The sequence below is a fragment of the Mesorhizobium sp. B2-1-3A genome, assembly GCF_006442655.1.
Classification (GTDB): domain Bacteria; phylum Pseudomonadota; class Alphaproteobacteria; order Rhizobiales; family Rhizobiaceae; genus Mesorhizobium.
Genome location: NZ_VFWK01000005.1, coordinates 779,421 through 804,100, shown reverse-complemented (window position 1 = coordinate 804,100; position 24,680 = coordinate 779,421). Strand labels below are relative to the sequence as shown.

The window sequence follows — 24,680 nt, the reverse complement described above, 5'->3', positions numbered from 1 at the left end:
CCTGCCAACCCAGGGAGAACCACCATGAAGAAGGAAGTTGTCGAAGTGCCGGTGCTGTCGGCGGCCGTGCGGGCGCTCGGCGTGCCGCTATCGCTGGTGACCAAGGGCGCGGGGCTCGTCTTCGTGTCCGGCACGCCGCCGCTCGATATCTCGACCGGCGGATTGGTCAAGGGCGACATCGAGGTGCAGACCGAAGCCTCGCTCAAGGCGCTGAAGCATTGCCTGGAAGCGGCGGGCACCTCGCTGGAAAATGTCGTGATGGTGCGCATCTACGCCGTCAATTCCGGGTTCTACAACGCCATCAACCGGGTCTATTTCAGGCACTTTCCCGAAAACCCGCCGTCGCGGACTTTCGTGCCGGTGGCGTCATGGCCCATGGAGTTCGACATCGAGATCGAGTGTGTGGCGGTGGCGTGAGCCCTGGACCAAGCCTCGGCGCTGGCGTTCGGCCGGCAGCGCTATAAGCTCCCGCAAACGGGGAGATTGCCATGAAGAAGGAAGTTATCGAAGTGCCGGTCATGTCGGCCAAGGTGCGGGCGCTCGGCCTGCCTTGTTCGACGGCGGTGAAGGCCAATGGATTCGTGTTCATCTCGGCAACGCCCCCGGTCGACATGGTGACCGGCGAGATGGTGCGCGGCGACATCGAGACTCAGACCGAGGCGTCGCTGAAAGCGCTGAAACATTGCCTGGAAGCGGCGGGCACCTCGCTGGACAATGTGGTGATGGTGCGTATCTACGCCGTCAATTCCGGCTTCTACACCGCCATCAACCGGGTCTATGCGAAGTACTTCTCCACGAACCCGCCAGCGCGGAGTTTTGTGCCGGTGGCGTCATGGCCAATGGAGTTCGATATCGAGATCGAGTGTGTGGCAGTGGCGTGAGTTCTGGACCATGCCTCGGCGCTGGCGTTCGGCCGGTAGCGCTATAAGCTCCCCGCAAACGGGGCGAGATTGCCATGAAGAAGGAAGTCATCGAAGTGCCGGTCATGTCGGCCAAGGTGCGGGCGCTCGGCCTGCCTTGCTCGACAGCGGTGAAGGCCAATGGCTTCGTGTTCATCTCGGCAACGCCGCCGGTCGACATGATGACAACCAAGCTCGACTTGAACAGCGTCAAGCAAAATACTCCTGCAGCGGCCTGACCTCCAGGCTCCCCGCCTTCAGCGCCGCAATCGCCTCCGCAACTGCAGCCGCACCGGACAGCGTCGTATAATACGGCACTTTCTGCATCAGCGTCGCGCGACGCAGCGACTTCGAGTCCGACACCGCCTTCTGGCCATCGGTCGTGTTGAACACGATCTGGACCTGGCGGTTGCGGATGGCGTCCTCGATGTGGGGGCGGCCTTCCAGGACCTTGTTGATCTTCTGGGCGTCGACGCCGTTTTCGGCGAGGAAGCGGGCGGTGCCTGAGGTGGCCAGCACCTTGAAGCCGAGGCCGGCCAGGCGCTTGACCGCCGGCAATATGCCTTTCTTGTCCTCGTCGCGCACCGAGACGAACAGTGTGCCGGAGCGGGGCAGGTCGACGCCGGCGCCGAGCTGGCTCTTGGCGAAGGCCAGCGCGAAGTCGCGGTCGAGGCCCATGACCTCGCCGGTCGAGCGCATTTCCGGTCCGAGCAATATGTCGACGCCGGGGAAGCGGGCGAAGGGGAAGACGGCTTCCTTGACCGCGATGTGGCCGGGATTGCGCGGATCGGGCATGGCGCCGTAATGGGCGAAGGCGTCTTCCAGCGTCTCGCCGGCCATGATGCGGGCGGCGATTTTCGCAATCGGGCGGCCGATGGTCTTGGCGACGAAGGGCACGGTGCGCGACGCGCGCGGGTTGACCTCCAGCACATAGACCGTGCCGTCCTTGATCGCATACTGCACGTTCATCAGCCCGCCGACATTGAGCGCGCGGGCCAGCGCCGCCGTCTGGCGCTCCAGCTCGTCGACCAGCTCGGAAGGCAGCGAGTGAACGGGGAGCGAGCAGGCCGAGTCGCCCGAATGGATGCCGGCCTCCTCGATGTGTTCGAGAATGCCGGAGACGAAGGTCGCCTTGCCGTCACAGAGGCAGTCGACATCGACCTCGATGGCGCCCGAGAGATAGGTGTCGAACAGTAGCGGGTTCTTGCCCAGCAGCGTGTTGATCTGGCCGGTCTTGTCGTTGGGGTATTTCTGCTTGATGTCCTCCGGCACCAGGCCGGGCACGGTGTCGAGCAGGTAGGTCTGCAGCATGCCCTCGTCATGGATGATCTGCATGGCGCGGCCGCCAAGCACGTAAGATGGGCGCACGACCAGGGGGAAGCCGAGCTCGCCGGCGACGAGGCGGGCCTGCTCGACCGAATAGGCGATGCCGTTCTTCGGCTGGCTGAGGTTGAGCTTGTGCAACAGCTTCTGGAAGCGGTCGCGGTCTTCCGCCAGATCGATCATGTCGGGCGAGGTGCCGAGGATCGGGATGCCGGCCTTCTCCAGCGCATCCGCCAGCTTCAGCGGCGTCTGGCCGCCGAACTGCACGATGACGCCGACCAGTTCGCCCGACGCCTGCTCGGCGCGCAGGATCTCCAGCACGTCCTCCGCCGTCAGCGGATCGAAATAGAGCCGGTCCGACGTGTCGTAGTCGGTCGAGACCGTCTCCGGGTTGCAGTTGATCATGATCGCTTCATAGCCGGCGTCGCGCAGCGCAAAGGCGGCGTGGCAGCAGCAATAGTCGAACTCGATGCCCTGGCCGATGCGGTTCGGGCCGCCGCCGAGGATGACGACCTTCTTGCGCGACGAGACCTGGGCCTCGTTGGCGAGCGCGCCGGCGAAGGGCACTTCATAGGTCGAGTACATATAGGCGGTGGGCGAGGCGAACTCGGCCGCGCAGGTGTCGATGCGTTTATAAACTGGATGAACGTCGAGCTTTTCGCGAATCTTCTGAATCACTTCCGCGTCGGTCTTCGTCAGCGAGGCGAGGCGGGCGTCGGAGAAGCCCATGGCCTTCAGCATGCGCAGATTGACCGCATCCTGCGGAATGCCGTGCTCGCGGATGCGGGCTTCCATGGCCAGGATGCCGGCGATCTGTTCGAGGAACCACGGGTCGATCTTGCACATGGCGTGCACGTCTTCCAGCGAGGTGCCCATGCGGATCGCCTGCGCCACCATGCGCAGCCGGTCGGGCGTCGGCGTGCCAAGGGCGGCGCGGATGGCGTTGCGGTCATCGGCATGGTTGGCAACTGTCGCCCCATGGCCGAGACCGGGGATCTCGATCTCGTCGAGGCCGGTGAGGCCGGTTTCCAGACCACGCAGTGCCTTCTGCAGCGATTCCTGGAAGGTGCGGCCGATGGCCATGACTTCGCCGACCGACTTCATCGCGGTGGTCAGCACCGGCTCGGCGCCGGGGAATTTCTCGAAGGCAAAGCGCGGGATTTTTGTGACGACGTAATCGATCGACGGCTCGAAGGAGGCGGGAGTGGCGCCGCCGGTGATGTCGTTCTCCAACTCGTCCAGCGTGTAGCCGACGGCAAGCTTGGCGGCGATCTTGGCGATGGGGAAGCCGGTCGCCTTCGAGGCCAGGGCGGAGCTGCGCGAGACGCGCGGGTTCATCTCGATGACGACGAGGCGGCCATCGGCAGGGTTGACGGCGAACTGCACGTTGGAGCCGCCGGTCTCGACGCCGATCTCGCGCAGCACCGCGATCGAGGCGTTGCGCATCATCTGGTATTCCTTGTCGGTGAGCGTCAGGGCAGGGGCGACGGTGATCGAGTCGCCCGTATGCACGCCCATCGGGTCGATGTTCTCGATCGAGCAGACGATGATGCAATTGTCCGCTCTGTCGCGGACGACCTCCATCTCATACTCCTTCCAGCCGAGCACGCTTTCCTCGATCAGCACTTCGGTGGTCGGAGAGGCGTCGAGGCCGGACTGGACGATCTCGTAGAATTCGGCCCTGTTGTAGGCGATGCCGCCGCCGGTGCCGCCCATGGTGAAGGAGGGGCGGATGATGGCGGGCAGGCCGACATGGTCGAGCGCCTGGGCGGCGATCGCCATGGCATGGCTGATATAGCGCTGCTTGCGGTCGCCTTCGCCGAGGTTCCAGCGGGTTTCCAGCGCGTCGAGCGCGGTATCGAGATCGGCCGGCTTCTCGGCTTTCAGTGCCGCGCGCTCGGCCTCATGCGTCTTGCGGTCGGCATTCTTGACGTCGGTGGCGTTGGCCAGCATCGACTTCGGCGTTTCCAGGCCGATCTTGCTCATCGCCTCGCGGAACAGAGCGCGGTCCTCGGCCTTGTCGATGGCCGTGGCGTCGGCGCCGATCATCTCGACATTGTAGCGCTCGAGCACGCCCATGCGGCGCAGCGACAGCGCGGTGTTGAGCGCGGTCTGGCCGCCCATGGTCGGCAACAGCGCGTCGGGCCGCTCCTTGGCGATGATCTTGGCGACCACCTCGGGCGTGATCGGCTCGATATAGGTGGCGTCGGCCAGTTCCGGGTCGGTCATGATGGTGGCCGGGTTAGAATTGACCAGGATGACGCGGAAGCCTTCTTCCTTCAGCGCTTTGCAGGCCTGGGTGCCGGAATAGTCGAACTCGCAGGCCTGGCCGATGACGATGGGGCCGGCCCCGATGATCAGGATCGACTTGATGTCGGTGCGTCTTGGCATGTCATAGGTCCGTTCGGCGGGCGGCTTGCACAAAAAACCGGGACGGGAAGACCCGGCCGGTTGTGCTCGCGATTCTGGTATCAGGCTAGGTGGGCCTTATAGGGAAGAGTTTTGGGAGATGTAACCCCGAAAATGAGGGATTAGGGCAGTAGGGCAGTAGGGCAGTAGGGCAGTAGGGCAGTAGGGCAGTAGGGCAGTAGGTAGGGGCTCGAGTGCCCTTTAAACATATTGCCTTACTGCCCTACTGCCTTACTCCCCTGGCACTTAGTGCCCGAAGGCCACCGTGTCCGTGATCTCAAACCGTTCGGAGACGCCGATGCGGATCATGCTGAGGCTGCCCTCGCGGGTGAAGCGGAAATCGCTCTTGGCGTTCGAGCCGGCCGGCAGGCCGGCATAGAAGGAGATGACGCGGCTGCCGCCGTCAGGCCATGTCACGGTGACGTCGGCCTTGTCGGCGCCCTTGTGCACGACGGTTGCCGCGCAGGGCGTCATTGGCTGGCCGACATAGCGGGCGCAGGGAATCGCGAGGGTGCCGCCAGAGGCAAGGGCGGCGGGTTGTGGCGGCAGTTCGGCAACGGTCTGCGTGTCGACGGCGGGCGCGGCATCGGCGGATTCCGGCCGCGGCGTGGGAACGGGAACGGATCCCGCCGCCGAGCCGCTGTCCGCGGCCGTGCCGGCATCGCCATCGGGGGCCGGGATTTCCCCGGTCGGCGGCGTTTCGCTCGCCGCCAGGGCCAGGCCGTAGGCATCCTGCATGGCGATGGTGGCGGCGGATTTCACCGGAGCTTCAGGGGCAACGGGTTGGGCCACGCCGCCCAGCCTTGCCGTCAGGTCGGGCGGCGTCGTGGCGCTGCTCGATGCCTGGGCGGCAGGAGGTGTCGCCGCGGCTGGGTCGCCGGCAGCGGGCACGGCTGCATCGGCAGCGGCGCTCGCGGTGGTTGGCGCATCCGCTGCCTGGTCGGGGGTTGGCACGGTTGCCGGATTGACGGGAACGAGGTAGCGCGCGGGCGCCCAGCCGGTGGCTTTGGGATTGTCCGACTCGACCTTGCACCATGGGTGCCCGCCAATGTCGTTGCAACCAAGGTTCCTGACGCTTGCACCGGCGGCCAGACGGGTTTCGGTCTTGCCGATCGCCGATGGCTTGGCGCGGATATTGAGCAGGTCGTCGGGGGCGAGGCCGGTGACGATGGAGATGAACGGCGCCTCTTCGGCCTGGGCAGGCGCGACAGCCGGCCACGCCGCCATCAGCAACGGAGCCGCAATCAGCGCATGCAAACTTTTTCGGAGCGTAACTGTGCGCCTCTTCATTTGGCCGTGCGCCGATACTCAAATCACCATGCCGTGGCGGTTCCGCCGCGTGCCCGGCCGGTTTTATAAGGGACGAAGCGCCGCCATGTAAGTCCGAAAATTCAAGCGAGCCATGCTGCTGGTCGGGCGGAAGGAGCCCTGCCGTTGCTTCCAAAGCCCCGGCGGCGGTGCGGATTCATGGGTCAGGATCATGGATTTTGGCCGTGCGGGGAGGCTTACGGCATGAAGCCGGTCCGGAGCGCATGGGCCCATTCCGGACGTCCCGCCTGTTCGGCCTGTCGCGCCGCCGCCCCATGGTCGTAGTCGACGGCAATGGCCTCGAAACGGTCCGGCCGGCCTTCGCCGCCCAATGTGACGATGCCGTAGCGCGCATGCGGCGAGCCCTGTTCGGAAACATGCGCCGGCGGGGTGGAATCATCATAGGCGGGGCAGCCGATGCTGCCCGGATTGAAGATGACGGGACCGTCGGGGATGCGGACCAGCTCCGCGCGGTGGCTGTGGCCGCAGAGCGCGATGCGGCAGGCCGGGTCGAGCGCCTTCAGCCGCCGTCGGATCGCAGCCAGCGGTGCGCGCACCAGCTGGCCATCAACGACCGCGTCGAGCAGATATTTTTCATCGTGGTCGGGGCGGGCGTGGAAGGCGACGATGCCGGGCGCGATCTCCAGCGTCAGCGGCTGGGCGAAGAGGACCTGGCGCTGCGCCTCGGTCAGCCGCTCCTTTGCGTAGACGTCGGACGCCCACATGGTCTCGTCCGCGGGATCGGCGGCGACGCGGCGGTCGTGGTTGCCGCGCACCGTCGGCAGGTTCAGCGCCTCAAGCCGGGCAAACGTCTCGCGCGGCCACAGCGGGCCGGAAACGCTGTCGCCGAGATTGACGGTGAGGTCGGCACCGCCACGACGCACCAGGTCCTCCAGCACGGCGTCGAGCGCCAGGACATTGCCGTGGATATCGGCGAGGACGGCAATGCGCATGAGGGGAGGCTCCGCTAATCCGAGACATCGCATAGCAGCATGACAATCGTGAACCAATCCCGGCAGGTTGGCGCCTGGAGTGGCCCGCCGATCAGTTCAAGCTAGCCAATTCGTTGTCCGCATAGTTCAGAAGGCTGGTGAAGAACGTGTCATACTGGCTATAGCCCGCGGCTTGATACAAGTCCCTGGCGGCCTGCACGGCGTTGCGTCCTTCAAGAACCAGATCGCGCGAGCGGCTGCCCACGCCAAGACCGATCAATGCCCGGCCGAGATTGGCCTGCGTTTGTCCCCAGTCGAGCGGCTGGCTATCGCGCGTGCGCACTTCGAGCGTGGCACGATAGGCGGTGATGGCTTGTTCGAGAACCGCGGCATCACCCGTGCGATCGGCAAGGAGCTGAAGCGCATCGCCAAGATTGTACTGCGTCTGTGCCCAATAGAACGGCACGTTTTCGCGGGTCACGACTTCAAGAACCGAACGATAGGCGTCGGTGGCCTCCTGCAGTTGAGGCGTGCCGTCGACATGCTTGCCGATGGCAAGAAGCGTATTGCCGAGATTGTACTGTGTCTGCGCCCAATCGAGTGGCACGCGCTGACGGGTGCGTTCTTCGAGCGCCGCGCGAAACGCCGCAACGGCGTCCACCAACCTTGTTGTGTCGCTGCGCTCGCCGAGCAGTTCAAGCACGCTGCCGATGTTTGTCTGCGTCGCTGCCCAATCGAGCGGAACGCGTTCCCGGGTGCGCTCCTGGAGCGCGGCGCGATAGGCGGCGAGCGCCTCTTCCAGCCGCTCCGTGCCGTTATCGCGTTGTCCGAGCGCCGCCAGGGCGATGCCGAGATTGTTCTGCGTCGTCGCCCAGTCGAACGGCTTGCGCTCGCGCGTCATTTCCTCCAAGGCCGCCCGGTAGGCGGTGACGGCCTGCTCCAGCAATGTCGTGTCGCCATTGTGCAGGCCGATTCCCGCCAGAGCACGGCCAAGATCGGATTGCGTGGCGGCCCAACCGAGCGGCACGCGTTGGCGCGTGCGCTCCTCCAGTGCAGCGCGGAAGGCGATGACCGCCTCCTCCAGCCGCGTGGTGCCGTTTTCGCGCTCGCCCAGGGTCATCAGGACGGTGCCTAGATTGGTCTGCGTTTCCGCCCATTGCAGCGGCGCGAGTTGGCGTGTCTGCGCTTCGAGCGCAGCACGATAGGCGATGACCGCTTCCTCCAGCCGCACGGCGCCGCGTTCACGCGCGCCCAGCACCGATAGTGCATTGCCGAGGTTGTTCTGCATTCCGGCCCATTGCACGGGATAGCGCTCGCGCGTCTGCTCCTCGATCGCCGCCCTATAGGCGGTTACCGCTTCCTCCAGCCGCGTGTTGTCGGGTTCGCGCCGCCCAAGCGCCACCAGCGCGTTGGCGAGATTGTTTTGCGTTCTCGACCAGTCCAGCGGCACGCGCTCTCGTGGACGTTCCTCAAGAGCCGCGCGAAAGGCGACGATGGCTTCCTCCAGCCGCGCCGTGCCGTTCTCGCGCTCGCCAAGAGCGATCAGCGTGCTGCCGAGATTGTTCTGTATCGTGGCCCATTGAATAGGCGCTCGTTCACGGGTGCTTTCCTCGAGTGCCGCGCGAAAAGCGACAATGGCCTCCTCCAGATGTGCCGTGCCGCTCTCGCGTTCGCCAAGAGCAGCCAGGGTGCTGGCGAGATTGGACTGGGTGCCCGCCCATTCAAGCGGGGCGTGTTCGCGGGTGCTGACCTCAAGCACCGCTCGGTGGGCGGCGACCGCTTGCGTGAGACGCCGCGTATCGGTGTCTCGCTGGCCGAGAGCCAGAAGGGCATTGGCAAGATTATTCTGGGTCGTGGCCCAATCGTCCGGTGCCGTGTCACGCGGCGCGAGCGCCAATGCCTCCTGCATCACGGCGATGGCATCTGCCAGCGCAGCATTGTCGCCACGGTAGTCGCCATGGTTCATGAGTGCCGCCCCCTGGGCGAGCTTGTATCGTAAGGCCAGCCTCTTATCCCAGCGCTCGACCTGTTCGAAGGCCTTGGCGTAGTCGCCGGCCGCCGGCAGATAGTCCCCCTTGAGTTCATTTGCGTCGGCCGTGCTGGCAAAGATCGCGCCGCCTTCGAGCCGACGGGCCTCCAAATTTGCCTCGGCGGCGTCAAGGCTTGCCGAGACGGCCGTGAAACGGGCTTTCGCTGCTTCGCGCAAACGCAGATTGGCATCGAGCGCGCCTTCGGAGAGCGCCTTGTCGGCCAGGGCGGAGAGCCGCACGATCTCGGGATCCTGGCTTTTCAGTGCCGAGCGCTCCGCCATAATGCCCTTAAGCCGATCGGCCTGGTCGCGCAGCAGTTTTTCGAGTTCGGCCGGATCCCTCGGCGTCTCGGCGCCCATGGCGCGCAGCATGGCGTAGAGCGCGTCCATCGGCACGCCGCGGTCGGCGGCGGTGGCTTCGATCTGCTTGCGGTCGGCGTCGGGCAGGGCGGCGATCGTGAGCAGAAGCTGGCGGCGCTCCTTGAGGATGTCGCCATCGTCGCCGGTTGGTTCGGCCGGTGCCTTGCCGAAATAGAGCAGCCGGCGGAGGCTTTCGTTGACCCAGGGCCGCTGCTGGCCGTTGGTCTTGAGATAGACCTCTTCGGCGACCATGCGCATGACGGTACCGAATTCCTCGCCCTGCATTGCGTCGAAGTGGCGAAGGATGGCGGCGGCGTAGGGGCTGTTGCCGCCGGCGGCGCCGTCGAGCGCGGTGTGGCCGGGCGCCGCGGCGAAGGCAACGACCGCACCGACGCTCTCATCGGCTGGCGTGGCGCCGGCGGCGGGTTGCAAGGGAGCAGCGCCACGTGCTTCGCCCAGGCCGGTGCCGATGGGCGCGGGCGCCGCTCCTGGCGCGGCGCGGACAACAGCACCGGACGGGAATGGGCTGGTGCGGCAGGCATCCAGCATGACGATGGTGACGTGAACCGTCGCCTGGAGTTTGGCGACCAGCGCCGAGAGCGGCACCAGTCTTTCGTCCGCCGCGTCGAGCGCGGAAACGTCGGCATCGATGGGCACCAGATAGTTCTCGCCGCCGGCCTCTATTCCGTGGCCCGAATAGTAGAGCACTGCGACATCGGCATCCCTGGTATCCTCTGCGAAACGCTGGAGATCGCGGGCGAGGCGGGATGCATCACGGTCGGTGGAGACGGAGGTGTCGAAGCCAAGGCTATCGAGCAGATCCTCGATGGCGTGCGCGTCGTTCCGCGGATTGGGCAGCGGCTTCAGATGCTCATAGGCGCTGTTGCCGATAACCAGCGCCACACCGCGCAACCTGGCGGCCTCAGTGACCGACCCAGTGGCAAGCCAGCAGCCGCAGGCCATGACCGCCGCCAGGCAGAGAAGGAACCAAGATTGTTCGCAAAGCCGCCGCTTCACACCGCAACCCCCAAAGCTAGGCGGATTGTTTACCCGATCTGGGCAGCATAAGGGCATTGGCTGTCGCAGCAAGCCGTTCCGCGACCGGCGAGGCCTGTCGTCAGGCCGGCATCTCGATATCGTGGCCGCCGACCGCAGGCAGTGCGGGGTCGTCCACGGCCGCGGCGATGACGCTGTCGAGCAGGCCGGGGAAGCGGGAATCGAGGTCGGCGCGGCGCAGCGTGATCATGCGGTTGGTGCCGACCACTTCGGCGCGGGTGACGCCGGCCTCGCGCAGCTTGGCGAGGTGGTAGCTGAGATTGGTCTTGGAAGCGAGGTCGAGGAACTGGCTGCAGTTCAGCGGCACGCCTTCCTTGCTGGCGAGATAGCGCACGATGGCCAGTCGCGTCGGGTCTCCGAGCACGCCAAGCACGATGGGCAGGCTGATCTGGTCCGTATTGGGGTGTGGCAAGGTCATGACTGGAACCTAAGCACAGTTCGGGCCGATTTCAACGCGTCTGTCCCGCCGTGGCCGTGCACAGTGTTTCTCCGTTCTGGGACCCGTGCTGACACAGGGCTGTCAGGATGGTTCAGCTATTTTCCGCTGGCTTCATTGACATCATGGCCTGTTATGTCCAATTGTTCAATAACTTTTGAACTAAGGACATCTGCCATGGACAAGCGGCTCTTCTGGCTCGCGCTCGGATCGTTCACGATCTCGACCGAAGGCTTCGTCATCTCCAGCCTTCTGCCCGACATCGCCAGGGATGCCGGCATTTCCATCCCGCTCGCCGGCTCGCTGATCACCGCCTTCGCGCTCGCCTATGCGGTCGGCACGCCGATCCTGGCGACGCTGACGGGCGAATGGGACCGGCGCCGCGTCATCCTGTGGACGCTGGTGTTCTTCGTCATCGGCAACGTTGTTGCCGCCTTGAGCTCATCCTTCGAAGTGCTGTTGGCGGCGCGCATCATCATGGCGTTGTCGTCCGGCCTGTTCGCCGCGACCGCGCAGGGCACGGCTGTGGCGCTGGTCGATGACCATCACCGGGCGCGCGCCATCGCCGTCGTCGTCGGCGGCACCACCGTGGCCGTCGCTGTCGGCGCGCCGCTTGGCGCCCTGGTCGCGGCCTTCGCCGGCTGGCGCGGCACTTTCGATGCCATTGCCGGGCTTGGCGCGCTCGCCGGCGCGATCCTGTGGTATCGGCTGCCGCGCGGCATCGTCGGCACCAGGCTGCCGCTCAGGCGCCGGCTTGCCGCGGCGATGCGGCCCGGCGTGATGCCGATCCTTGTGACGACATTGCTGGCGCTGACCGGCGCCTTCACCGTCTTTGCCTATGTCGCGCCGCTTGCCATCGAAGGCGCCGGACTGAGCCAGATCGCGCTGCCCGGCATGCTGCTCGCCTTCGGCGTCGGCGCGGTCATCGGCAACATCGCCGGCGGCCAGGCGGCCGACCGTTTCGGCGCCACGCGCACCGTCGGCTGGTCGTTGACGCTGAGCGCGGCCATGCTGGTGATGCTGTCGGTCGTGCCGACCTTCCTGCCGCAGCATATTGCCGGCCCGGCGCTGATGGCGATGATGGTGCCGTGGGGCATCGTCGGCTGGGCTTTCCCGCCGGCGCAGGCCAGCCGCATCATCAAGCTGGCGCCCGATGCGGCCCCGATCGTGCTGTCGCTCAACGGTTCGGCGCTCTATCTCGGCGTGGCGCTGGGCGCGGTGGTTGGCGGGGGCGTGCTGCGCTACGGCGCGCCGGCCGACCTCGGCCTGGTAGCCGCCGCCTTCCCGCTGATCGGGCTTGGCATCGTGCTGGCCGGCCGCTGGGCGGCACGGCCGGTCGCGATGCCGGCTGAGTAGGACCTGTCTTGAACCCGCCGGCCAGCTCAGCTGGCTGGCGGAAGATCAAAATCCAGCGCGGAAATATCATCCAGCGCCGCGCGCAACTTCGCTGCCTTCTCCTTGCCGACCATGTCTTCGAAACGCTGCTGGGCGACCTGCCACAGCTTCATCGCCTCATCGAGCTTGACCAACCCTCGGGGCGTCAGCCGCACCCGCTTGATGCGGCGGTCGGACGGATCGGCGAAGGTCTCGACATAGCCGTCGCGGATCAGCGGCTTCAGCGTGTGGCCGAGCGCCGACAGGTCCATGATCAGGGCAGACGCGATGGCGCCCATCGCCGGCTCGTTGGAGATGTGGATCTGATAGAGCAGGCCCTGCTGCGTGGCTTTCAGGCCCGAGGGCGCCAGCACATCATCGTAGTACTGGCCAATCTTGCGCGTCGCGCGACGCAGCATGGCGTTGTTGCAGAGCGACAGTCCGGGCAGGGCCTCTTTCGACATGGCGATTCCCTCGGCGGCGCGGACATGATGTCCGGCTGCTGGCTGACAAATAATCCCGGATGCGCTCATTGACAAGATAGTGGCATATGCCTACTTCATTAATAGTGGCATATACCACTAAATCAATCAGGCGGCTTGCCGGCAAGGTGAGGGCTGACGTCCACGGTGCTGGCGGCCAGATCGAAGCGAACAGTTCGAGATAGAAGGAACAGGACAATGAGTGGACAGGCAAACAAGGGCACGGCGGTCGTCACCGGCGCGTCATCGGGCATCGGCGCGGTCTATGCGGACCGGCTGGCCGGGCAGGGTTATGATCTCGTTCTGGTGGCGCGCCGCGCCGACCGGCTCGAGGAACTGGCCGAGAAGCTGCGCTACGCCTACGATCGCAAGGTCAGCTTCATCACAGCCGACCTGTCCGATGACGACGACGTGCGCCGTGTAGAGCGGCTGATATCGGCCGACGACAGCGTGACGCTGCTCGTCAACAATGCCGGCCTTGGCGGCCAGCAGGTGGTGGCGACGGCCGACGCCGACGCGGCCGAACGCATGATCAAGGTCAATGTCATCGCCTTGACCCGTTTGACCCGTGCCGTGCTGCCGGGTCTTCTGGCGCGCAACCGCGGCGCCATCGTCAACATCGCCTCGGTGCTTGCCTATGAGACCTCGTTCGGCGGCATCTACAGCGGCACCAAGGCCTATGTCGTCAACTTCACCGAGGCCCTGCACCGCGAGGTCGCGGGCACCAATGTGAAGGTGCAGGTGGTGCTGCCGGGCGCGACCCGGACCGATTTCTGGGAACTCGCCGGCAGCGATATCGACCAGCTCCCGAAGGAAATCATCATGTCCGCCGACGATATGGTCGATGCGGCGCTCGTCGGCCTGGCCAAGGGCGAAGCCGTCACCGTGCCCGCCCTTGCCGATGCCGGCAAGCTGGACACTTTCCTTGGTGCCCGGCAAGCCTTCTACGGCAGCCTGCACGCCGACAAGCCGGCGGCGCGTTACGGGGTGTGAGGTGAGCGAAGAGGCTGGTTCGCTCCGCGAACCAGCACCTCCACCCCGCTCACTTCGTTCGCGACTTGCCGGGGCGAGCCACGGGTCTCGCCCGTCCTTCGGACCCCCACAAGGGCGAGGACGAGCTGCGGCACCCCCTTTGAGGCGTGGAAAAGGCGCGCTCCCTACCTCCCCCTTGTGGGGAGGTCGGACCGCAGGTCCGGGTGGGGGCACTGGCGCGGATTTGGCTTGAGCGTTTCTAAACCGACCGCCACATCGGAATGATCGACGCCGCCAGCACCAGCGCCAGCACGATGTTGAGCGCGCGCCATTGCCACTCGGTCTTGAGCAACCGGGCCAGCACCATGCCGGCCACGCACCAGACGGACAGCGAGATGGCGGCGGTGAGACCGAAGGTCGAGCCGAGCAGCAAGGCCAGCTGTCCCGGGCCGTCGGCCAGGGCGGCGAACGAGGCTGCCGCGCCCAGCCCCATCGCCCAGCCCTTGGGGTTCATCCACTGTATACCGGCACCGCCGAGGAAGCTGTTCGGCCTGGCCATGGTCACGTCGAGATTGGGCGGCCCGGCGCGGCCGATCTTGAGCGCCAGCCAAAGGAGATAGAGCGAGCCGGCGATCTTCATCGCCAGTTGCAGCGAAGGGACAGCAAGCAGCAGGCCGGCGAGCCCAGCGGCGGCCGCGCCCGTCACGGTGGCGAGGCCGGCGGCACTGCCGATCATCAGCGGAACGGACCGGCGAAAGCCAAACTGTGCGCCCGAAGCGGTGGACAAGGTCGTGGCGATGCCTGGTGTGGCGGTGGCCACGAAGGCGAACAGGATGAGCGGCAGGATGGGCTGGAGCATGGGGCGTCCTTCTCGGAGGCTCCATGGTAGGCTTGGACCAACATCAGTAAATGCAATGTTTGTGATATCAGGCATTAGCATTTATAATGCGGATATGATCCGCAATCTCGATACGGCGCTGATGCGCACCTTCGTCACCGTCGCCGACAAGGCCAGCATGACGGCGGCCGCCAATGCGCTGCACCTGACGCAGGGCGCCGTCAGCCAGCAGGTGAAGCGGCTGGAGCAGACGCTGGGCTGCGACCTGTTCGAGCGCGACCGGCGCGGCCTGCGCCTCACGCGGTCGGGCGAGCGGCTGTTCGACAAGGCCAAGCGCCTGCTCAGCCTCAACGACGAGATCTGGGCGGAGATGGCGGGCTCGGCGGTGGCGGGGCAGGTGCGGCTCGGCGTGCCCTATGATCTGGTCGGAACCTTGCTCGCGCCGGTGCTGAAGGCCTATGCGGAGACCTATCCGCAGGTCGAGATCTCGCTGGTTTGCGCCTCGTCGCCGGAACTGGCGTCAGCGCTCGCGGCCGGAACCATCGACCTCGCGGTGATCGAGGAACGGGTCGGCCCGACATCAGGCGAATGCCTGGCCGTGGACCGGCTGGTCTGGGTCGGCGCCAGAGGCGGCACTGCGCGCGCCAAGCGGCCGCTGCCGGTGTCGATCGTCGCCGACACCTGCGCCTTCCGGCCGGCGGTGCTGTCGGCGCTCAACGAGCATGGGCTGGAATGGCGTACCGTGTTCGAGAACGGCAATATCGACGCGACGACCGCAACGGTGCGCTCCGACCTTGCCGTCACCACATGGCTGGCTTCGACCGTGCCGGCCGATCTCGATATCCTGCCGTTCGAGACCGGCCTGCCGCCACTGCCGAATTTTTCAATCAATCTGCATTTGCCAAGGCACGGCGTCGGGCCGGCGGTGCAGGAATTCGCGCGGCATATTCGCGATGGGCTGGCGCGACGGCCTGTCGCGGCCTGAAGGTTGTCGAGAAGGGCTGCCGCCAGGATCCATTACCAGGGTTTAGGCTGCGTGTTTCTTTCGCGAATGGCTTCTTCGGTTTGTGGAACAAGCACGTCCAGATTGTGTGCGGCGTCCGCTTGCACCTTCTCGATATAGGGGCGAAAGGTCTGGTTGTAGTGCTGGAATGCCAGTTCGAAGTTCCCGCCATGCTTCTCAAATGCGCCGGCCAAGGCGGCTGCGCCGATTATGGCCAGCGATCCACCCATGCCCGCGGCTGGTGAGGCGCAGTACGCGGCGTCGCCTACCAGCGCCACCCGGCCCTTTGTCCATGACGGCATTTTTATCTGGCATACCTTGTCAAAGTAGAACGTCCTGGAATGCTCCACTTCCTCCAACAGCTCCGGTATTCTCCAATCCTGTCCGGCGAACTGTTGGGCGATAATTTCCCTCTGTCGCTTCTCGTCGCGATAGTTGTACGGAATCTCGCTGGCGGATGAAAAGCAAAGAACTATGTCCGTCTTGTTGTTGTAGGCGTTAAGCATCACTGCCTTGCCCGGGACGTTATACATCTGAGTGGTATTTTCCTTGATCAGCAGCTTGTTGATGATCGTTATGGAGAAATATTGACCAAGGAAATGCGTGTACCCGGATTCGTCGCCAAATTGGATTTTTCGAACAAGGGAACGATTGCCGTCGCAGCCGAATATCAAGGAAAATGAGCGTCGAGTGCCGTCCCTGAAGGAGACTCGGACATCGTCCGCTGTTTCTTCCAGCCCTTCGATGCTGTTGTTGAAAACGAATTCAACGTCGTCTTTCACGGCATCGAACATGATATCCAGCAAGGTATCGCGCTCGATTTCCCAGTCCTCGTCGGATCCTTCGTTGCCGGGCTCACGATGGAACCATCCTTCGGTGGCATCGTCGGAATTTTTGAATTCGGTGCCTTCCATCACCAGGCAGTTTGCCTGGATCTGTTCGAACAGGCCCATGCGCTTCACGATGTCTATGACATCACCACCGATATTGACTGGCGTCCCGCCTTTCTTGAGGCCTTTTGAGACCTCGACAACCGTCACGGCGTAGCCGAGCTTATTCATCCAATATGCGGTTGCCAGTCCTGCGAAACTGGCACCTGAAACGAGTACGGCTCTGTCTGGCGCGGTTACCGTCGCGGCTTGCGTTTTCATATATTCCATCCGATCATGTACGTAAGATAAATATATATCGAATCTTATGTTGTACTGAGTACATAAATGGAGCCTTGAAGCTTGTCAATGCCGATTGACCGCCGGACCCGGAAGCGCCTTGTGACGCGGCAAGCCATCTCCGATGCTGCCACGCTCCTGTTCATTGAACGCGGCTTCGACAATGTGACGGTGGACGAGATCGCGGAGGCCGCCGACGTCGGGCGGATGACGGTGTTCAATCATTTTCCGCGCAAGGAAGACATGTTCTTCGATCGCGACGAAGAAGGCCGCGAGAAGCTTCTCGATGCCTTGCGCCAGCGTGATACCAATGTCGCTCCAATCGAGGCGATACGCCGGTTCGCTCATCGGGCCGCTACGGAAGACCCGATCTACATAGTCTTCTTTCCAGGAAGCCAGAGCTTCGTGGAGACGATCGAGAAAAGCCCGACCCTTATTGCGCGGGCAAGGGCAATACGCGACGAACTCGCACAGATCGTCACGGTGGCACTCGCCGAAAGCGTGGGGAGAGAACCGACTGATCCCGATGCTCATTTGGCGGCCAATCTGGTCCTGGCAAGTTGGACCGTGGCTTTCATCCAGGCGCATCGGGTCTATCAAGAGAGCCAGGATGCCGAGAAGGCGAAATCCATCTTTCTCTCGGTTATAGACAAGGGAACCAGGGGTATCGAAGCCGCCATGGCAGGCACGCCCTACGCCCAGGCAAGCCTGTCCTGAAGCGCATCGCGACACACTTCAGGTTTGTTTTATGCTCCTCTATTTCCAGTTCCTGCGCCGTTCGAGTTCGGCGTCGGACGGCTCCCCGGTGACAAAGGAGCCGACCTCGATTTCGCCTGATCGCTCGTAGGTCGCGATGATGACGCCGGTGCTGGAGGTCCGCGACCTGGCAAGCCTGAAGGCGGCCGGCATGGCGTCATCGCCGAACAGCCGCTTGCCCTTGCCAAGCAGCAGCGGGAAGATCATCAGCCGGATCTCGTCGATCAGCCCGTTGGCGAGCAGGGTCTGGATCAGATTGCCGGATCCCTGGATGAGCAGGTCAGGACCATCCTCCTGCTTGAGGCGGCGCAATGCCGCGACGATGTCGGGCCCAAGCGGTTGCGTGTTCTGCCAGGTGAGGGTGTCAGGCCGATGCGTCGCCACATATTTGGTCGCCGGGTTGAAGGCATCGGCGATCGGATCTTTCTGATACGGCCAGTACGCGGCGAAGATGTCATAGGTCCTGCGGCCGAGCAGTAGGGCGAAGGGTTTGGAGAAGAGTTCCTCCATTGCCGCGCCGCCCACCTCGTCGAAGTAATGGAAGGTCCAGCCGCCGAACTTGAAGCCGCCAACCGGATCCTCCTCCGGCCCGCCCGGCGCCTGCATGACGCCGTCCAGGCTGACGAAGGTGGCGGCGATGATCTTCCTCATGGTACTCTCCCTTGTTCCATCCACGCCGTCGCGGCCGGACCATGGCCCAAGGACGGGCCGCCCTCGGCCATCCCGACAGGGTTCGCGAAATTTCCGAAAAGCCTGCCCATCGATCCGTCAGGTGCCGGGTTTGGCGCGGAGATTTTTCGATGAGAACCAGACGTCGCCGAAGATGGCCGTGGCGGTGCGGTCCGGCGCCTTGTCGCTCGTCAGCCATATCGAGCGGCTGCGCGCGGCTTGCTCCCGGGTCGGGATCTTCGCCGCAAGATCCGCAACCGAGGCGCCGAAGCATGGGATGAACCAGGAGCGCATGAAGGGATCGCAGGCGAAGCCCTTCTGGGTGCGGGTCACCATCACCGCCAGCGGGACGCGCTCAGCCGGGCGCCAGGGGAAGATTATGCGGCCGCCGGGGCGCAATGCCTTCAGCCATCCGGCCGGAGGGGCGACGACGCCGGCGTTGACATAGATGATGTCGGATGGCGGCAAGGGCGTGGTCACGGCATCGCCATGGACGACAGTCGCGTTGCCGTAAGCTTTGAGATTTCTGCGCGCCAGATCGGCCAACTTGTCGTCGAGTTCGAAAGCGGTGACGGTGCCGCCGGGCGACACCAGCCTGGCGAGCAAGGCTGTGTAGTAGCCGGTGCCGGCACCGATATGGGTGACGGTCTCACCGAGTTTCGGTGCCAGTTTTCCGATCCACATGGCGTGCAGAAACGGCTCGCCATTGTTGATGCCCTTGTCGGCATCGAGCGCCACCAGCACGTTCTGGTAAATATGGGAGGGGTCGGCGCTGGGCGTCGTGACCCTGCCGTTGCCGGCGACGATCGTCCATGGTCCGGGGCCGAGGAAGGCCTCGCGCGGCACGCTGGCGAAAACCTCTTCCAGGCGTGGATCCGATGAGGCGGCATTGGCCGCCATCAGTCGCGCGTAGAATCTCCTGATGTCTTCTATCGTGCTCATAGCGGCAAGATAGCGCGATTTGGCGGTTTGTCTCGCGGTCCGGTGGAGCCTTAGCCGACCCCGAACATAGTGTCGTAGAGCAGCTTGAAATTGAGCACGAGGATGACCGCGGCGACCACCCAGGCGAGGGCCGCCACGGCGCGCGGGATGGCGAGGCTGCCCATCTTGTTGCGGTCGGAGACGAACTGCACCAGCGGAATGACCGCGAAGGGCAACTGCATGGACAGGATGACCTGGCTGAACACCAGCAACTGGCCAGTGCCCTTTTCGCCGTAGAGCGCGGTGACGACCACCACCGGGATGATGGCGAGGCCGCGCGTCAGAAGCCGCCGTGCCCAGTTGGGGATGCGCAGGCGCAGGAACCCTTCCATGATGATCTGGCCGGCAAGCGTCGCCGTCACCGTCGAGTTGAGGCCGGAGGCAAGCAGCGCCACGGCGAACAGGATCGAGGCGATGCCCAGGCCCAGGAGTGGCGACAGCAACTCGAAGGCCTGGCCGATCTCGGCGACATCCTGGTGGCCGGTATCGTGGAAGGCGACAGCCGACACGATCAGGATGGCGGCGTTGACGAACAGCGCCAGCATCAGGGCGATGGTGGAGTCCATCGTCGCCCATTTGACGGCGTCGCGCTTGCCTTTTTCCGTGCGCTCATAGGCGCGGGTCTGCACGATCGAGGAGTGCAAATAGAGATTGTGCGGCATGACGGTGGCGCCGATGATGCCGATCGCGATGTAGAGCATCGCCGGATTGGTGACGATCTCCGGTGACGGCACGAACATCGAATGCAGGATCGTGCCGGCCGGTGGGGCGGCGACGAAGATCTGGATGGCAAAGCAGCTGAAGATGATGATCAAAAGCGCGATGACGAAAGCTTCGAGATAGCGGAACCCCTTGTTCATCAGGAGCAGCACCAGGAAGGCGTCGAGCGCGGTGAGTATGGCGCCGCCGATCAGCGGAATGCCGAACAGCAGCTGCAATGCGATCGCCGTGCCGATGACTTCGGCGAGGTCACAGGCGATGATGGCGAGTTCGCAGGCGATCCACAGCACGAAATTGACTGGGCGCGGATAATAGGCGCGGCAGGCCTGGGCGAGATCGCGGCCGGTGGCGATGCCGAGGCGTGCGGCCAGCGCCTGCAGCAGGATCGCCATCAGGTTGGACAGCATGATGACGAACAAAAGCGTGTAGCCGAACTGGGCGCCGCCGGCGAGGTCGGTCGCCCAGTTGCCGGGGTCCATATAGCCGACCGAAACCATGTAGCCGGGGCCCATGAAGGCGAACAGACGGCGGAACCAGACGCCGGAACTCGGCACCGCGACGGAGGAATTGACCTCGCGCAGGCTGGGCTGGTCATCCTCGTCCCGTCCGGCGAACCGCCATTCGGACCGGGTGGCTGTAACGTCTGTTTCTGACATGGAAAGGCTTTCCGCGACTTCCGGGGGATGTCCGCAACCTATGCCATGGCTCAACATTATGCAATAGGCTATATTTCATTGTCGGTGCTTTTTAGCGGATGCTCCGAACCGCGTGTGCAAGCGCCAATCTGAAACGCTGGTTGCGCCCGTGGGGGAATGCAAATAAACGGCCTGAAGAATCAGAGCCCGTGCTATAAAAGCGCCGACGGCCAAACTCCCGAGGAGGAGCGCGCATTGGCGCTAAAGAACAGACCGGTTCCGCGCGAGCCATTGCCCGACGCCGATGTCCATTCGGAAGGGTTCAGGCAGACGCGCGAAGCGCGCCGCAGCGCGCTGGTCGAGGACTATGTCGAGCTGATCGCCGACCTGATCGAGGATGGCAACGAGGCGCGCCAGGTCGACATCGCTGCGCGGCTCGGCGTCGCCCAGCCGACAGTGGCCAAGATGCTGACGCGACTGTGCGCCGACGGGCTCGTTTCGAGAAAACCCTATCGCGGCGTGTTCCTGACCGATGCCGGCCGCAAGGTGGCGGAAGAAAGCCGCATCCGCCACCAGACGGTGGAAGCCTTCTTGCGTTCGCTGGGCGTCAGCGCCGAAACGGCGCGCATCGATGCCGAGGGCATCGAGCACCATGTCAGCGCCGAGACGCTGGAAGCATTTCGCAAGGCGATGACCGCGCCGCGCTAGGCCGCTCAGCCGTTCTCGGACGGCGGCCGGAACCACCGCACCTTACGCACGTTGCTCCTGACATCGCGCTGATGTCGCACAAAGGGAGGAAGCAATGGGCGTTGAACAAGCACCGACCGCCAAGGGCAAGCAAGCCGCCAAAGGGTTGAAACAGGCGGCGGCGAAGGACGAGCGCAAGACCGAGGCCGAGACCGGTCATCCCCTGAAGAAGGGCGCCGCGCGCTTCGAGGAACGCTCGAAAAGCTCCGACGGCAAGAGTGCCGGTGCAAAGCAGAAGGGCTGAGGCCGGGCCGGCCTCAAGGCGCCCGCATCTTCACTCCCGCACATCCTGCACCCAGCTTCTGGGATGGCCGTCGACGCGGAACTGGAAGATGAAGTAGGGCGGGATGCAGGTGCCCTCGCCAGGCTTGGCCTCCGGCAAATCGTCATAGCCGGCGGTGCAGATATAGTCCTCGCGGCAAGGGTGTGCCTTGTCGCAGGCGCGCAGGCCGGCGGTCTTGGTGAATTCCCTGGTGCAGAATTTGTGGTCCTTGCCGGATGCGACGCAGTCGTTGAAGCCGGTCTTGGCCAGCCGGCCGCATGTCGCTTCGTCGGGAAGCTTGTCGCAGGTCGCCTTGCGCAGCATGCCGCCGGGAAACCCGCCGGTCTTCTGTTCGGGGTTGTCGTAGCGCTGCCGCGCGGCGCCATAGCCGGCGAGTTTCACCAACGGCTTCTTGTCCCGCGCGGGGTCGATGCCGCATGCCTTGGCGGTGGCCGGCGACAGGCGGCAATACTGGTCGTTGCCCCATGTCGACATTTTTATCTCGCCGAACTCGACGGGATCGCCGACCGCGGTGCCCTTCTCGCTGACGCAGGTGCCGAAGCCCGGATGGATGGCGCTTTCATGGACGCCGGCGCAACGCAGGCCGGCACCGCAGGTCCAGTCCTTGAAGCTTGCGTCGTCACCGCGATAGCAGATCGAGCCCCAGCCATTGTAGAGGTCGGTGCCCTTCAGCGCTTCGGCATATTTCTGGTCCGGACGGGCGGCGAAGCCTCTAGTGAAATCCGGATGGCCGCCGGCGGCGAATTGCTCGACGATGGCGCGGCGGCGCGGCAGGTCGGCGAAGAACACCGCCGAGCCCGGCACGAAGACGGCATTGCGGCGCGGTTCACTGGCGGGGTCGGCGCCGGTGTAATGGAAGCCGGCAATGCCATGCGTCTGGTGGCAGCCGGTGCAGCTCATTTCGTTGAGCCGTAGATTGAAGCCGGCCACCGACTTGATGCTGGCGAGCGTGTTGCCCCGGGCGACATAGTCCCGCAGCGCCTTGTCGATATCGGCGTCGTCGACCAGCCCATAGGCGATGTTGTTCTGCGAGCGGCTCAAGCCTCCGGGCGCGACGGATACGGCGCTCTTGCTCAGGAACTTCTCGTCGATCACGAGCCGGCCATGGTCGAGGTCGTAGATGTTGCGGTCGGTGAGCAGCCATTTGGCGAAGGACTTGACGTCGGCCAGCACCGTTGCCCGGTCGATCTGGTTCTCCATCTTCGCTTCATGGAAGCTCGAGGTCGCCGGGTCCCATTTGAAGATCTTCAGGAGATATTCGGCATGGCCGCCGAAATCGCGCCGCGTCGAGGCCGACAGCCGCAGCACCTGCATGTTGAGTTCGAGCCGCATGATCTGCGAGGAATTCAGCATCGCGCCGGACAGCGGCCCTTCGTCGGAACGCAGCCAGGCCGCCAACTGCTCGGGCGGCAGGTCCTTCTGGCCGGCTGCCAGCCAGCGCTGAGCGACGTCGGCGCAGGATACGTCGGCGGCACGTGGCAAATCCTTCGAGGCACGGGCCTGCGCTCGTGTCGGCTTGGCATTGAACACCAGGCTCATGGTCAGCGGCAGGCGCGATGAGATGCGCTGTGCGACCTTTCCCTTGGCCGGCTTCTCGGCGACCGAATAGTGGAAGCGGTAGATCAGCCTGATCTCGCCGCATTCGGTGTGGCCGAGATAGCCGCGATCCATGCGGTTGACGACGCCTGTCAGGTCGAGCGTCGAGCCGTCGTCGTCGATGTATTTGGGATTGAACTTCTGGCTGGTGTCCTTCGATCTGGCCATGGCGGCGACATAGGGGTCGGGGCTGGTCTTCGGCTCGTCCGATATCTCCTGCTTGACCGTGTCGCGTACCGTGGCCAGCGCCGGCACTGAAAACAGGCCGTGATTGTCAACGTCGCGAGTGAGACCGAGCGCGGGTCCGAGCAGCCGGCTGATCGACAGGCCGCCACGCTCAAGTGCCTGCAAGGTGGCGGGGTCGGTGACGGCAACGCTGGAATCCAGCGTCACCGCGCCGGCGCCTGGCAGGCCAAGGCAGAACAGCGCTGCCAGCAGCGACAGGAATTGACCGACCCTCTTCAAGTCTCGCACGCCCCCGGTTTGCGGGCGATGCTACAGGCCTTGCGGGCTCTCGGCCAGAGCACCATGCCAGGCACCCCGGCGGTCTCGAAAAATGCTGTGACTTGGCGCAACCATTGGGCTAATTGTTTGTTGGGTTGAGCCGGCCTGCCGGAGCAACGGGAAAGTTTGCAGCGCGAGGAGTTGCCATGCTCTGGAGAGGCCGTCGTCAGAGTGACAATATCGAGGACGACCGCAGCGACAGCGGCGGTGGTGGGATCGGCGGCGGCGGCCAGTTCCGTCTCCCGATCGGCGGCCGTACCGGTGGCGGCGGCAGTATCCTCTTCGTCATCCTGGTGGTGATCGCCGGATGGTATTTCGGCTTCGATCCCTCGGCGATCCTGGGCGGTGGCGATGGTGGCCTGTTGCCGGGTGGTGGCGGCCAGATCACTGACAACAGCGGTGGCCAGGACAGCGGCACGGCACCCGCCAATGACGAAATGAAGCAGTTCGTCGCAACCGTGTTGGCCGAGACCGAGGACACGTGGACCGGCATCTTCAAGTCGCAAGGGCTGACCTATGAGGACCCCAAGCTGGTGCTGTTTTCCGGCCAGGTGCGTTCGGCGTGCGGCTTTGCCTCGGCGGCCGCGGGGCCGTTCTATTGTCCCGGTGACCACAAGGTCTATCTCGACATGACCTTCTTCCAGCAGCTCGACCAGCAGTTCGGCGCTTCCGGCGAGTTCGCCCGGGCCTATGTGGTCGCCCATGAGGTCGGCCACCACGTGCAGAACCTGACCGGCATCATGTCCAAGTTCAACCAGATGCGGCAAGGCATGAGCGAAGCCGACGCCAACCAGCTGTCGGTGCGCATCGAACTGCAGGCCGATTGCTTCGCCGGCGTGTGGGCTCACTACACCGCGCAGAAGGGCATATTGGAACAGGGCGACATCGAAAGCGCGCTGAATGCCGCCAAGCAGATCGGCGACGACACGCTGCAGAAGAAGATGCAGGGCTATGTCGTGCCGGAAAGCTTCAACCACGGCACCTCGCAGCAGCGCCAGACCTGGCTGGCGCGCGGCTACAAGAGCGGCAAGCTTTCGGACTGCAACACGCTGAGCGGCCCGATCTGAGCACTCGCATCATGGCAATACACTGACGGCGAAGACGGCGTCAGTGAGTGTCAGGATCGGCGATTTCCGCCTGTTCTTGCATTGTTCCTTTTGGCGGGCTCGCCTATAAGGTGCGTCCGCCTGCGCCCCAGG

General features: G+C 64.5%; 22 protein-coding genes. 10 read left to right on the top strand and 12 right to left on the bottom strand.

Translation table 11 applies throughout. The features are described from left to right. Positions 1–24 precede the first annotated feature (24 nt). From FJ977_RS24235 to FJ977_RS24225, 3 genes are all read left to right on the top strand, one after another. On the top strand, positions 25–417 hold the full coding sequence (locus FJ977_RS24235; protein ID WP_140774664.1) for a RidA family protein: 393 nt from the start codon (positions 25–27) through the stop codon (positions 415–417). A 71-nt stretch (positions 418–488) separates the two neighbouring features. Then, positions 489–881, top strand: a complete 393-nt coding sequence (locus FJ977_RS24230; protein ID WP_140774663.1) for a RidA family protein — start codon at positions 489–491, stop codon at positions 879–881. Positions 882–955: 74 nt separating this feature from the next. Further along, entirely contained in the window at positions 956–1,138 is a 183-nt protein-coding gene (locus tag FJ977_RS24225) for a hypothetical protein (protein ID WP_246683307.1), read from the top strand. On the opposite strand, the gene carB is transcribed toward FJ977_RS24225, so the two are convergent. The 5 genes from carB to FJ977_RS24200 form a co-directional block, all read right to left on the bottom strand. Further along, positions 1,110–4,613 (bottom strand): carbamoyl-phosphate synthase large subunit, encoded by a 3,504-nt coding sequence (gene carB / locus FJ977_RS24220; protein ID WP_140774662.1) that lies wholly within the window; start codon positions 4,611–4,613, stop codon positions 1,110–1,112. The two genes, FJ977_RS24225 and carB, sit on opposite strands and share 29 nt — an antisense overlap. Before the next feature lie 264 nt (positions 4,614–4,877). Next, complete coding sequence (locus FJ977_RS24215) at positions 4,878–5,921, bottom strand: SH3 domain-containing protein (RefSeq protein ID WP_140774661.1); 1,044 nt, start codon at positions 5,919–5,921, stop codon at positions 4,878–4,880. 215 nt (positions 5,922–6,136) lie between these two features. Then, entirely contained in the window at positions 6,137–6,892 is a 756-nt protein-coding gene (locus FJ977_RS24210; protein ID WP_140774660.1) for a metallophosphoesterase family protein, read from the bottom strand. A 91-nt stretch (positions 6,893–6,983) separates the two neighbouring features. Further along, positions 6,984–10,223 carry a caspase domain-containing protein gene (locus FJ977_RS24205; protein ID WP_181180043.1) on the bottom strand — a complete coding sequence of 1,080 codons (3,240 nt, stop codon included), beginning with the start codon at positions 10,221–10,223 and terminating at the stop codon, positions 6,984–6,986. 154 nt (positions 10,224–10,377) lie between these two features. Further along, the gene (locus FJ977_RS24200) at positions 10,378–10,734 is read right to left on the bottom strand and encodes a helix-turn-helix transcriptional regulator (RefSeq protein WP_140774658.1); all 357 of its coding nucleotides are present in this window, start codon (positions 10,732–10,734) and stop codon (positions 10,378–10,380) included. A gap of 195 nt (positions 10,735–10,929) precedes the next feature. Between FJ977_RS24200 and FJ977_RS24195 the strand changes: the two genes are divergently transcribed. Next, complete coding sequence (locus FJ977_RS24195) at positions 10,930–12,108, top strand: MFS transporter (RefSeq protein WP_140774657.1); 1,179 nt, start codon at positions 10,930–10,932, stop codon at positions 12,106–12,108. A gap of 26 nt (positions 12,109–12,134) precedes the next feature. On the opposite strand, the gene FJ977_RS24190 is transcribed toward FJ977_RS24195, so the two are convergent. Next, entirely contained in the window at positions 12,135–12,590 is a 456-nt protein-coding gene (locus tag FJ977_RS24190; RefSeq protein WP_140774656.1) for a winged helix DNA-binding protein, read from the bottom strand. 216 nt (positions 12,591–12,806) lie between these two features. Between FJ977_RS24190 and FJ977_RS24185 the strand changes: the two genes are divergently transcribed. Beyond that, the gene (locus tag FJ977_RS24185; protein WP_140774655.1) at positions 12,807–13,601 is read left to right on the top strand and encodes an SDR family oxidoreductase; all 795 of its coding nucleotides are present in this window, start codon (positions 12,807–12,809) and stop codon (positions 13,599–13,601) included. Positions 13,602–13,839: 238 nt separating this feature from the next. Here FJ977_RS24185 and FJ977_RS24180 read toward each other — a convergent pair whose 3' ends face one another. After that, positions 13,840–14,439 carry a LysE family translocator gene (locus FJ977_RS24180; RefSeq protein ID WP_140774654.1) on the bottom strand — a complete coding sequence of 200 codons (600 nt, stop codon included), beginning with the start codon at positions 14,437–14,439 and terminating at the stop codon, positions 13,840–13,842. 94 nt (positions 14,440–14,533) lie between these two features. On the opposite strand from FJ977_RS24180, the gene FJ977_RS24175 reads away from it, so the two are divergent. After that, a complete protein-coding gene (locus FJ977_RS24175; protein WP_140774653.1) occupies positions 14,534–15,403 on the top strand; it encodes a LysR substrate-binding domain-containing protein in 870 nt (289 codons plus the stop codon). Positions 15,404–15,435: 32 nt separating this feature from the next. Here FJ977_RS24175 and FJ977_RS24170 read toward each other — a convergent pair whose 3' ends face one another. Next, positions 15,436–16,572: an FAD-dependent monooxygenase gene (locus FJ977_RS24170; RefSeq protein WP_140774652.1), complete on the bottom strand. Its 1,137-nt coding sequence runs from the start codon at positions 16,570–16,572 to the stop codon at positions 15,436–15,438. Positions 16,573–16,659: 87 nt separating this feature from the next. Here FJ977_RS24170 and FJ977_RS24165 point away from each other — a divergent pair, with 87 nt between their 5' ends. Continuing rightward, positions 16,660–17,307 carry a TetR/AcrR family transcriptional regulator gene (locus FJ977_RS24165; RefSeq protein WP_140774651.1) on the top strand — a complete coding sequence of 216 codons (648 nt, stop codon included), beginning with the start codon at positions 16,660–16,662 and terminating at the stop codon, positions 17,305–17,307. A 39-nt stretch (positions 17,308–17,346) separates the two neighbouring features. On the opposite strand, the gene FJ977_RS24160 is transcribed toward FJ977_RS24165, so the two are convergent. From FJ977_RS24160 to FJ977_RS24150, 3 genes are all read right to left on the bottom strand, one after another. Continuing rightward, positions 17,347–17,997: a dihydrofolate reductase family protein gene (locus tag FJ977_RS24160; RefSeq protein ID WP_140774650.1), complete on the bottom strand. Its 651-nt coding sequence runs from the start codon at positions 17,995–17,997 to the stop codon at positions 17,347–17,349. A gap of 117 nt (positions 17,998–18,114) precedes the next feature. Continuing rightward, on the bottom strand, positions 18,115–18,957 hold the full coding sequence (locus tag FJ977_RS24155) for a protein-L-isoaspartate O-methyltransferase (RefSeq protein WP_140774649.1): 843 nt from the start codon (positions 18,955–18,957) through the stop codon (positions 18,115–18,117). Between the two features lie 50 nt (positions 18,958–19,007). After that, positions 19,008–20,372, bottom strand: coding sequence for an Nramp family divalent metal transporter (locus FJ977_RS24150; RefSeq protein WP_140774648.1), 1,365 nt, complete (start codon positions 20,370–20,372; stop codon positions 19,008–19,010). Positions 20,373–20,606: 234 nt separating this feature from the next. On the opposite strand from FJ977_RS24150, the gene mntR reads away from it, so the two are divergent. Both mntR and FJ977_RS24140 read left to right on the top strand, forming a co-directional pair. Further along, a complete protein-coding gene (mntR, locus tag FJ977_RS24145) occupies positions 20,607–21,059 on the top strand; it encodes a manganese-binding transcriptional regulator MntR (RefSeq protein WP_056578997.1) in 453 nt (150 codons plus the stop codon). A gap of 94 nt (positions 21,060–21,153) precedes the next feature. Further along, positions 21,154–21,342, top strand: a complete 189-nt coding sequence (locus tag FJ977_RS24140; protein WP_140774647.1) for a hypothetical protein — start codon at positions 21,154–21,156, stop codon at positions 21,340–21,342. A 30-nt stretch (positions 21,343–21,372) separates the two neighbouring features. On the opposite strand, the gene FJ977_RS24135 is transcribed toward FJ977_RS24140, so the two are convergent. Further along, positions 21,373–23,451 carry a hypothetical protein gene (locus tag FJ977_RS24135; RefSeq protein ID WP_246683305.1) on the bottom strand — a complete coding sequence of 693 codons (2,079 nt, stop codon included), beginning with the start codon at positions 23,449–23,451 and terminating at the stop codon, positions 21,373–21,375. 176 nt (positions 23,452–23,627) lie between these two features. Here FJ977_RS24135 and FJ977_RS24130 point away from each other — a divergent pair, with 176 nt between their 5' ends. Then, positions 23,628–24,548 carry a neutral zinc metallopeptidase gene (locus FJ977_RS24130; protein ID WP_140774645.1) on the top strand — a complete coding sequence of 307 codons (921 nt, stop codon included), beginning with the start codon at positions 23,628–23,630 and terminating at the stop codon, positions 24,546–24,548. Positions 24,549–24,680 lie beyond the last annotated feature (132 nt).

Coding starts and splice junctions, on each gene's coding strand:
- FJ977_RS24150 (WP_140774648.1), bottom strand. CDS start 20,372: ATGTCAGAAACAGACGTTACAGCCACCCGGTCCGAATGGCGGTTCGCC.
- FJ977_RS24160 (WP_140774650.1), bottom strand. CDS start 17,997: ATGAGGAAGATCATCGCCGCCACCTTCGTCAGCCTGGACGGCGTCATG.
- FJ977_RS24175 (WP_140774653.1), top strand. CDS start 14,534: ATGATCCGCAATCTCGATACGGCGCTGATGCGCACCTTCGTCACCGTC.
- carB (WP_140774662.1), bottom strand. CDS start 4,613: ATGCCAAGACGCACCGACATCAAGTCGATCCTGATCATCGGGGCCGGC.
- FJ977_RS24180 (WP_140774654.1), bottom strand. CDS start 14,439: ATGCTCCAGCCCATCCTGCCGCTCATCCTGTTCGCCTTCGTGGCCACC.
- FJ977_RS24190 (WP_140774656.1), bottom strand. CDS start 12,590: ATGTCGAAAGAGGCCCTGCCCGGACTGTCGCTCTGCAACAACGCCATG.
- FJ977_RS24225 (WP_246683307.1), top strand. CDS start 956: ATGAAGAAGGAAGTCATCGAAGTGCCGGTCATGTCGGCCAAGGTGCGG.
- FJ977_RS24235 (WP_140774664.1), top strand. CDS start 25: ATGAAGAAGGAAGTTGTCGAAGTGCCGGTGCTGTCGGCGGCCGTGCGG.
- FJ977_RS24215 (WP_140774661.1), bottom strand. CDS start 5,921: ATGAAGAGGCGCACAGTTACGCTCCGAAAAAGTTTGCATGCGCTGATT.
- FJ977_RS24185 (WP_140774655.1), top strand. CDS start 12,807: ATGAGTGGACAGGCAAACAAGGGCACGGCGGTCGTCACCGGCGCGTCA.
- FJ977_RS24230 (WP_140774663.1), top strand. CDS start 489: ATGAAGAAGGAAGTTATCGAAGTGCCGGTCATGTCGGCCAAGGTGCGG.
- FJ977_RS24155 (WP_140774649.1), bottom strand. CDS start 18,957: ATGAGCACGATAGAAGACATCAGGAGATTCTACGCGCGACTGATGGCG.
- FJ977_RS24200 (WP_140774658.1), bottom strand. CDS start 10,734: ATGACCTTGCCACACCCCAATACGGACCAGATCAGCCTGCCCATCGTG.
- FJ977_RS24140 (WP_140774647.1), top strand. CDS start 21,154: ATGGGCGTTGAACAAGCACCGACCGCCAAGGGCAAGCAAGCCGCCAAA.
- FJ977_RS24195 (WP_140774657.1), top strand. CDS start 10,930: ATGGACAAGCGGCTCTTCTGGCTCGCGCTCGGATCGTTCACGATCTCG.
- FJ977_RS24210 (WP_140774660.1), bottom strand. CDS start 6,892: ATGCGCATTGCCGTCCTCGCCGATATCCACGGCAATGTCCTGGCGCTC.
- FJ977_RS24205 (WP_181180043.1), bottom strand. CDS start 10,223: ATGGCCTGCGGCTGCTGGCTTGCCACTGGGTCGGTCACTGAGGCCGCC.
- FJ977_RS24165 (WP_140774651.1), top strand. CDS start 16,660: ATGCCGATTGACCGCCGGACCCGGAAGCGCCTTGTGACGCGGCAAGCC.
- FJ977_RS24170 (WP_140774652.1), bottom strand. CDS start 16,572: ATGAAAACGCAAGCCGCGACGGTAACCGCGCCAGACAGAGCCGTACTC.
- FJ977_RS24130 (WP_140774645.1), top strand. CDS start 23,628: ATGCTCTGGAGAGGCCGTCGTCAGAGTGACAATATCGAGGACGACCGC.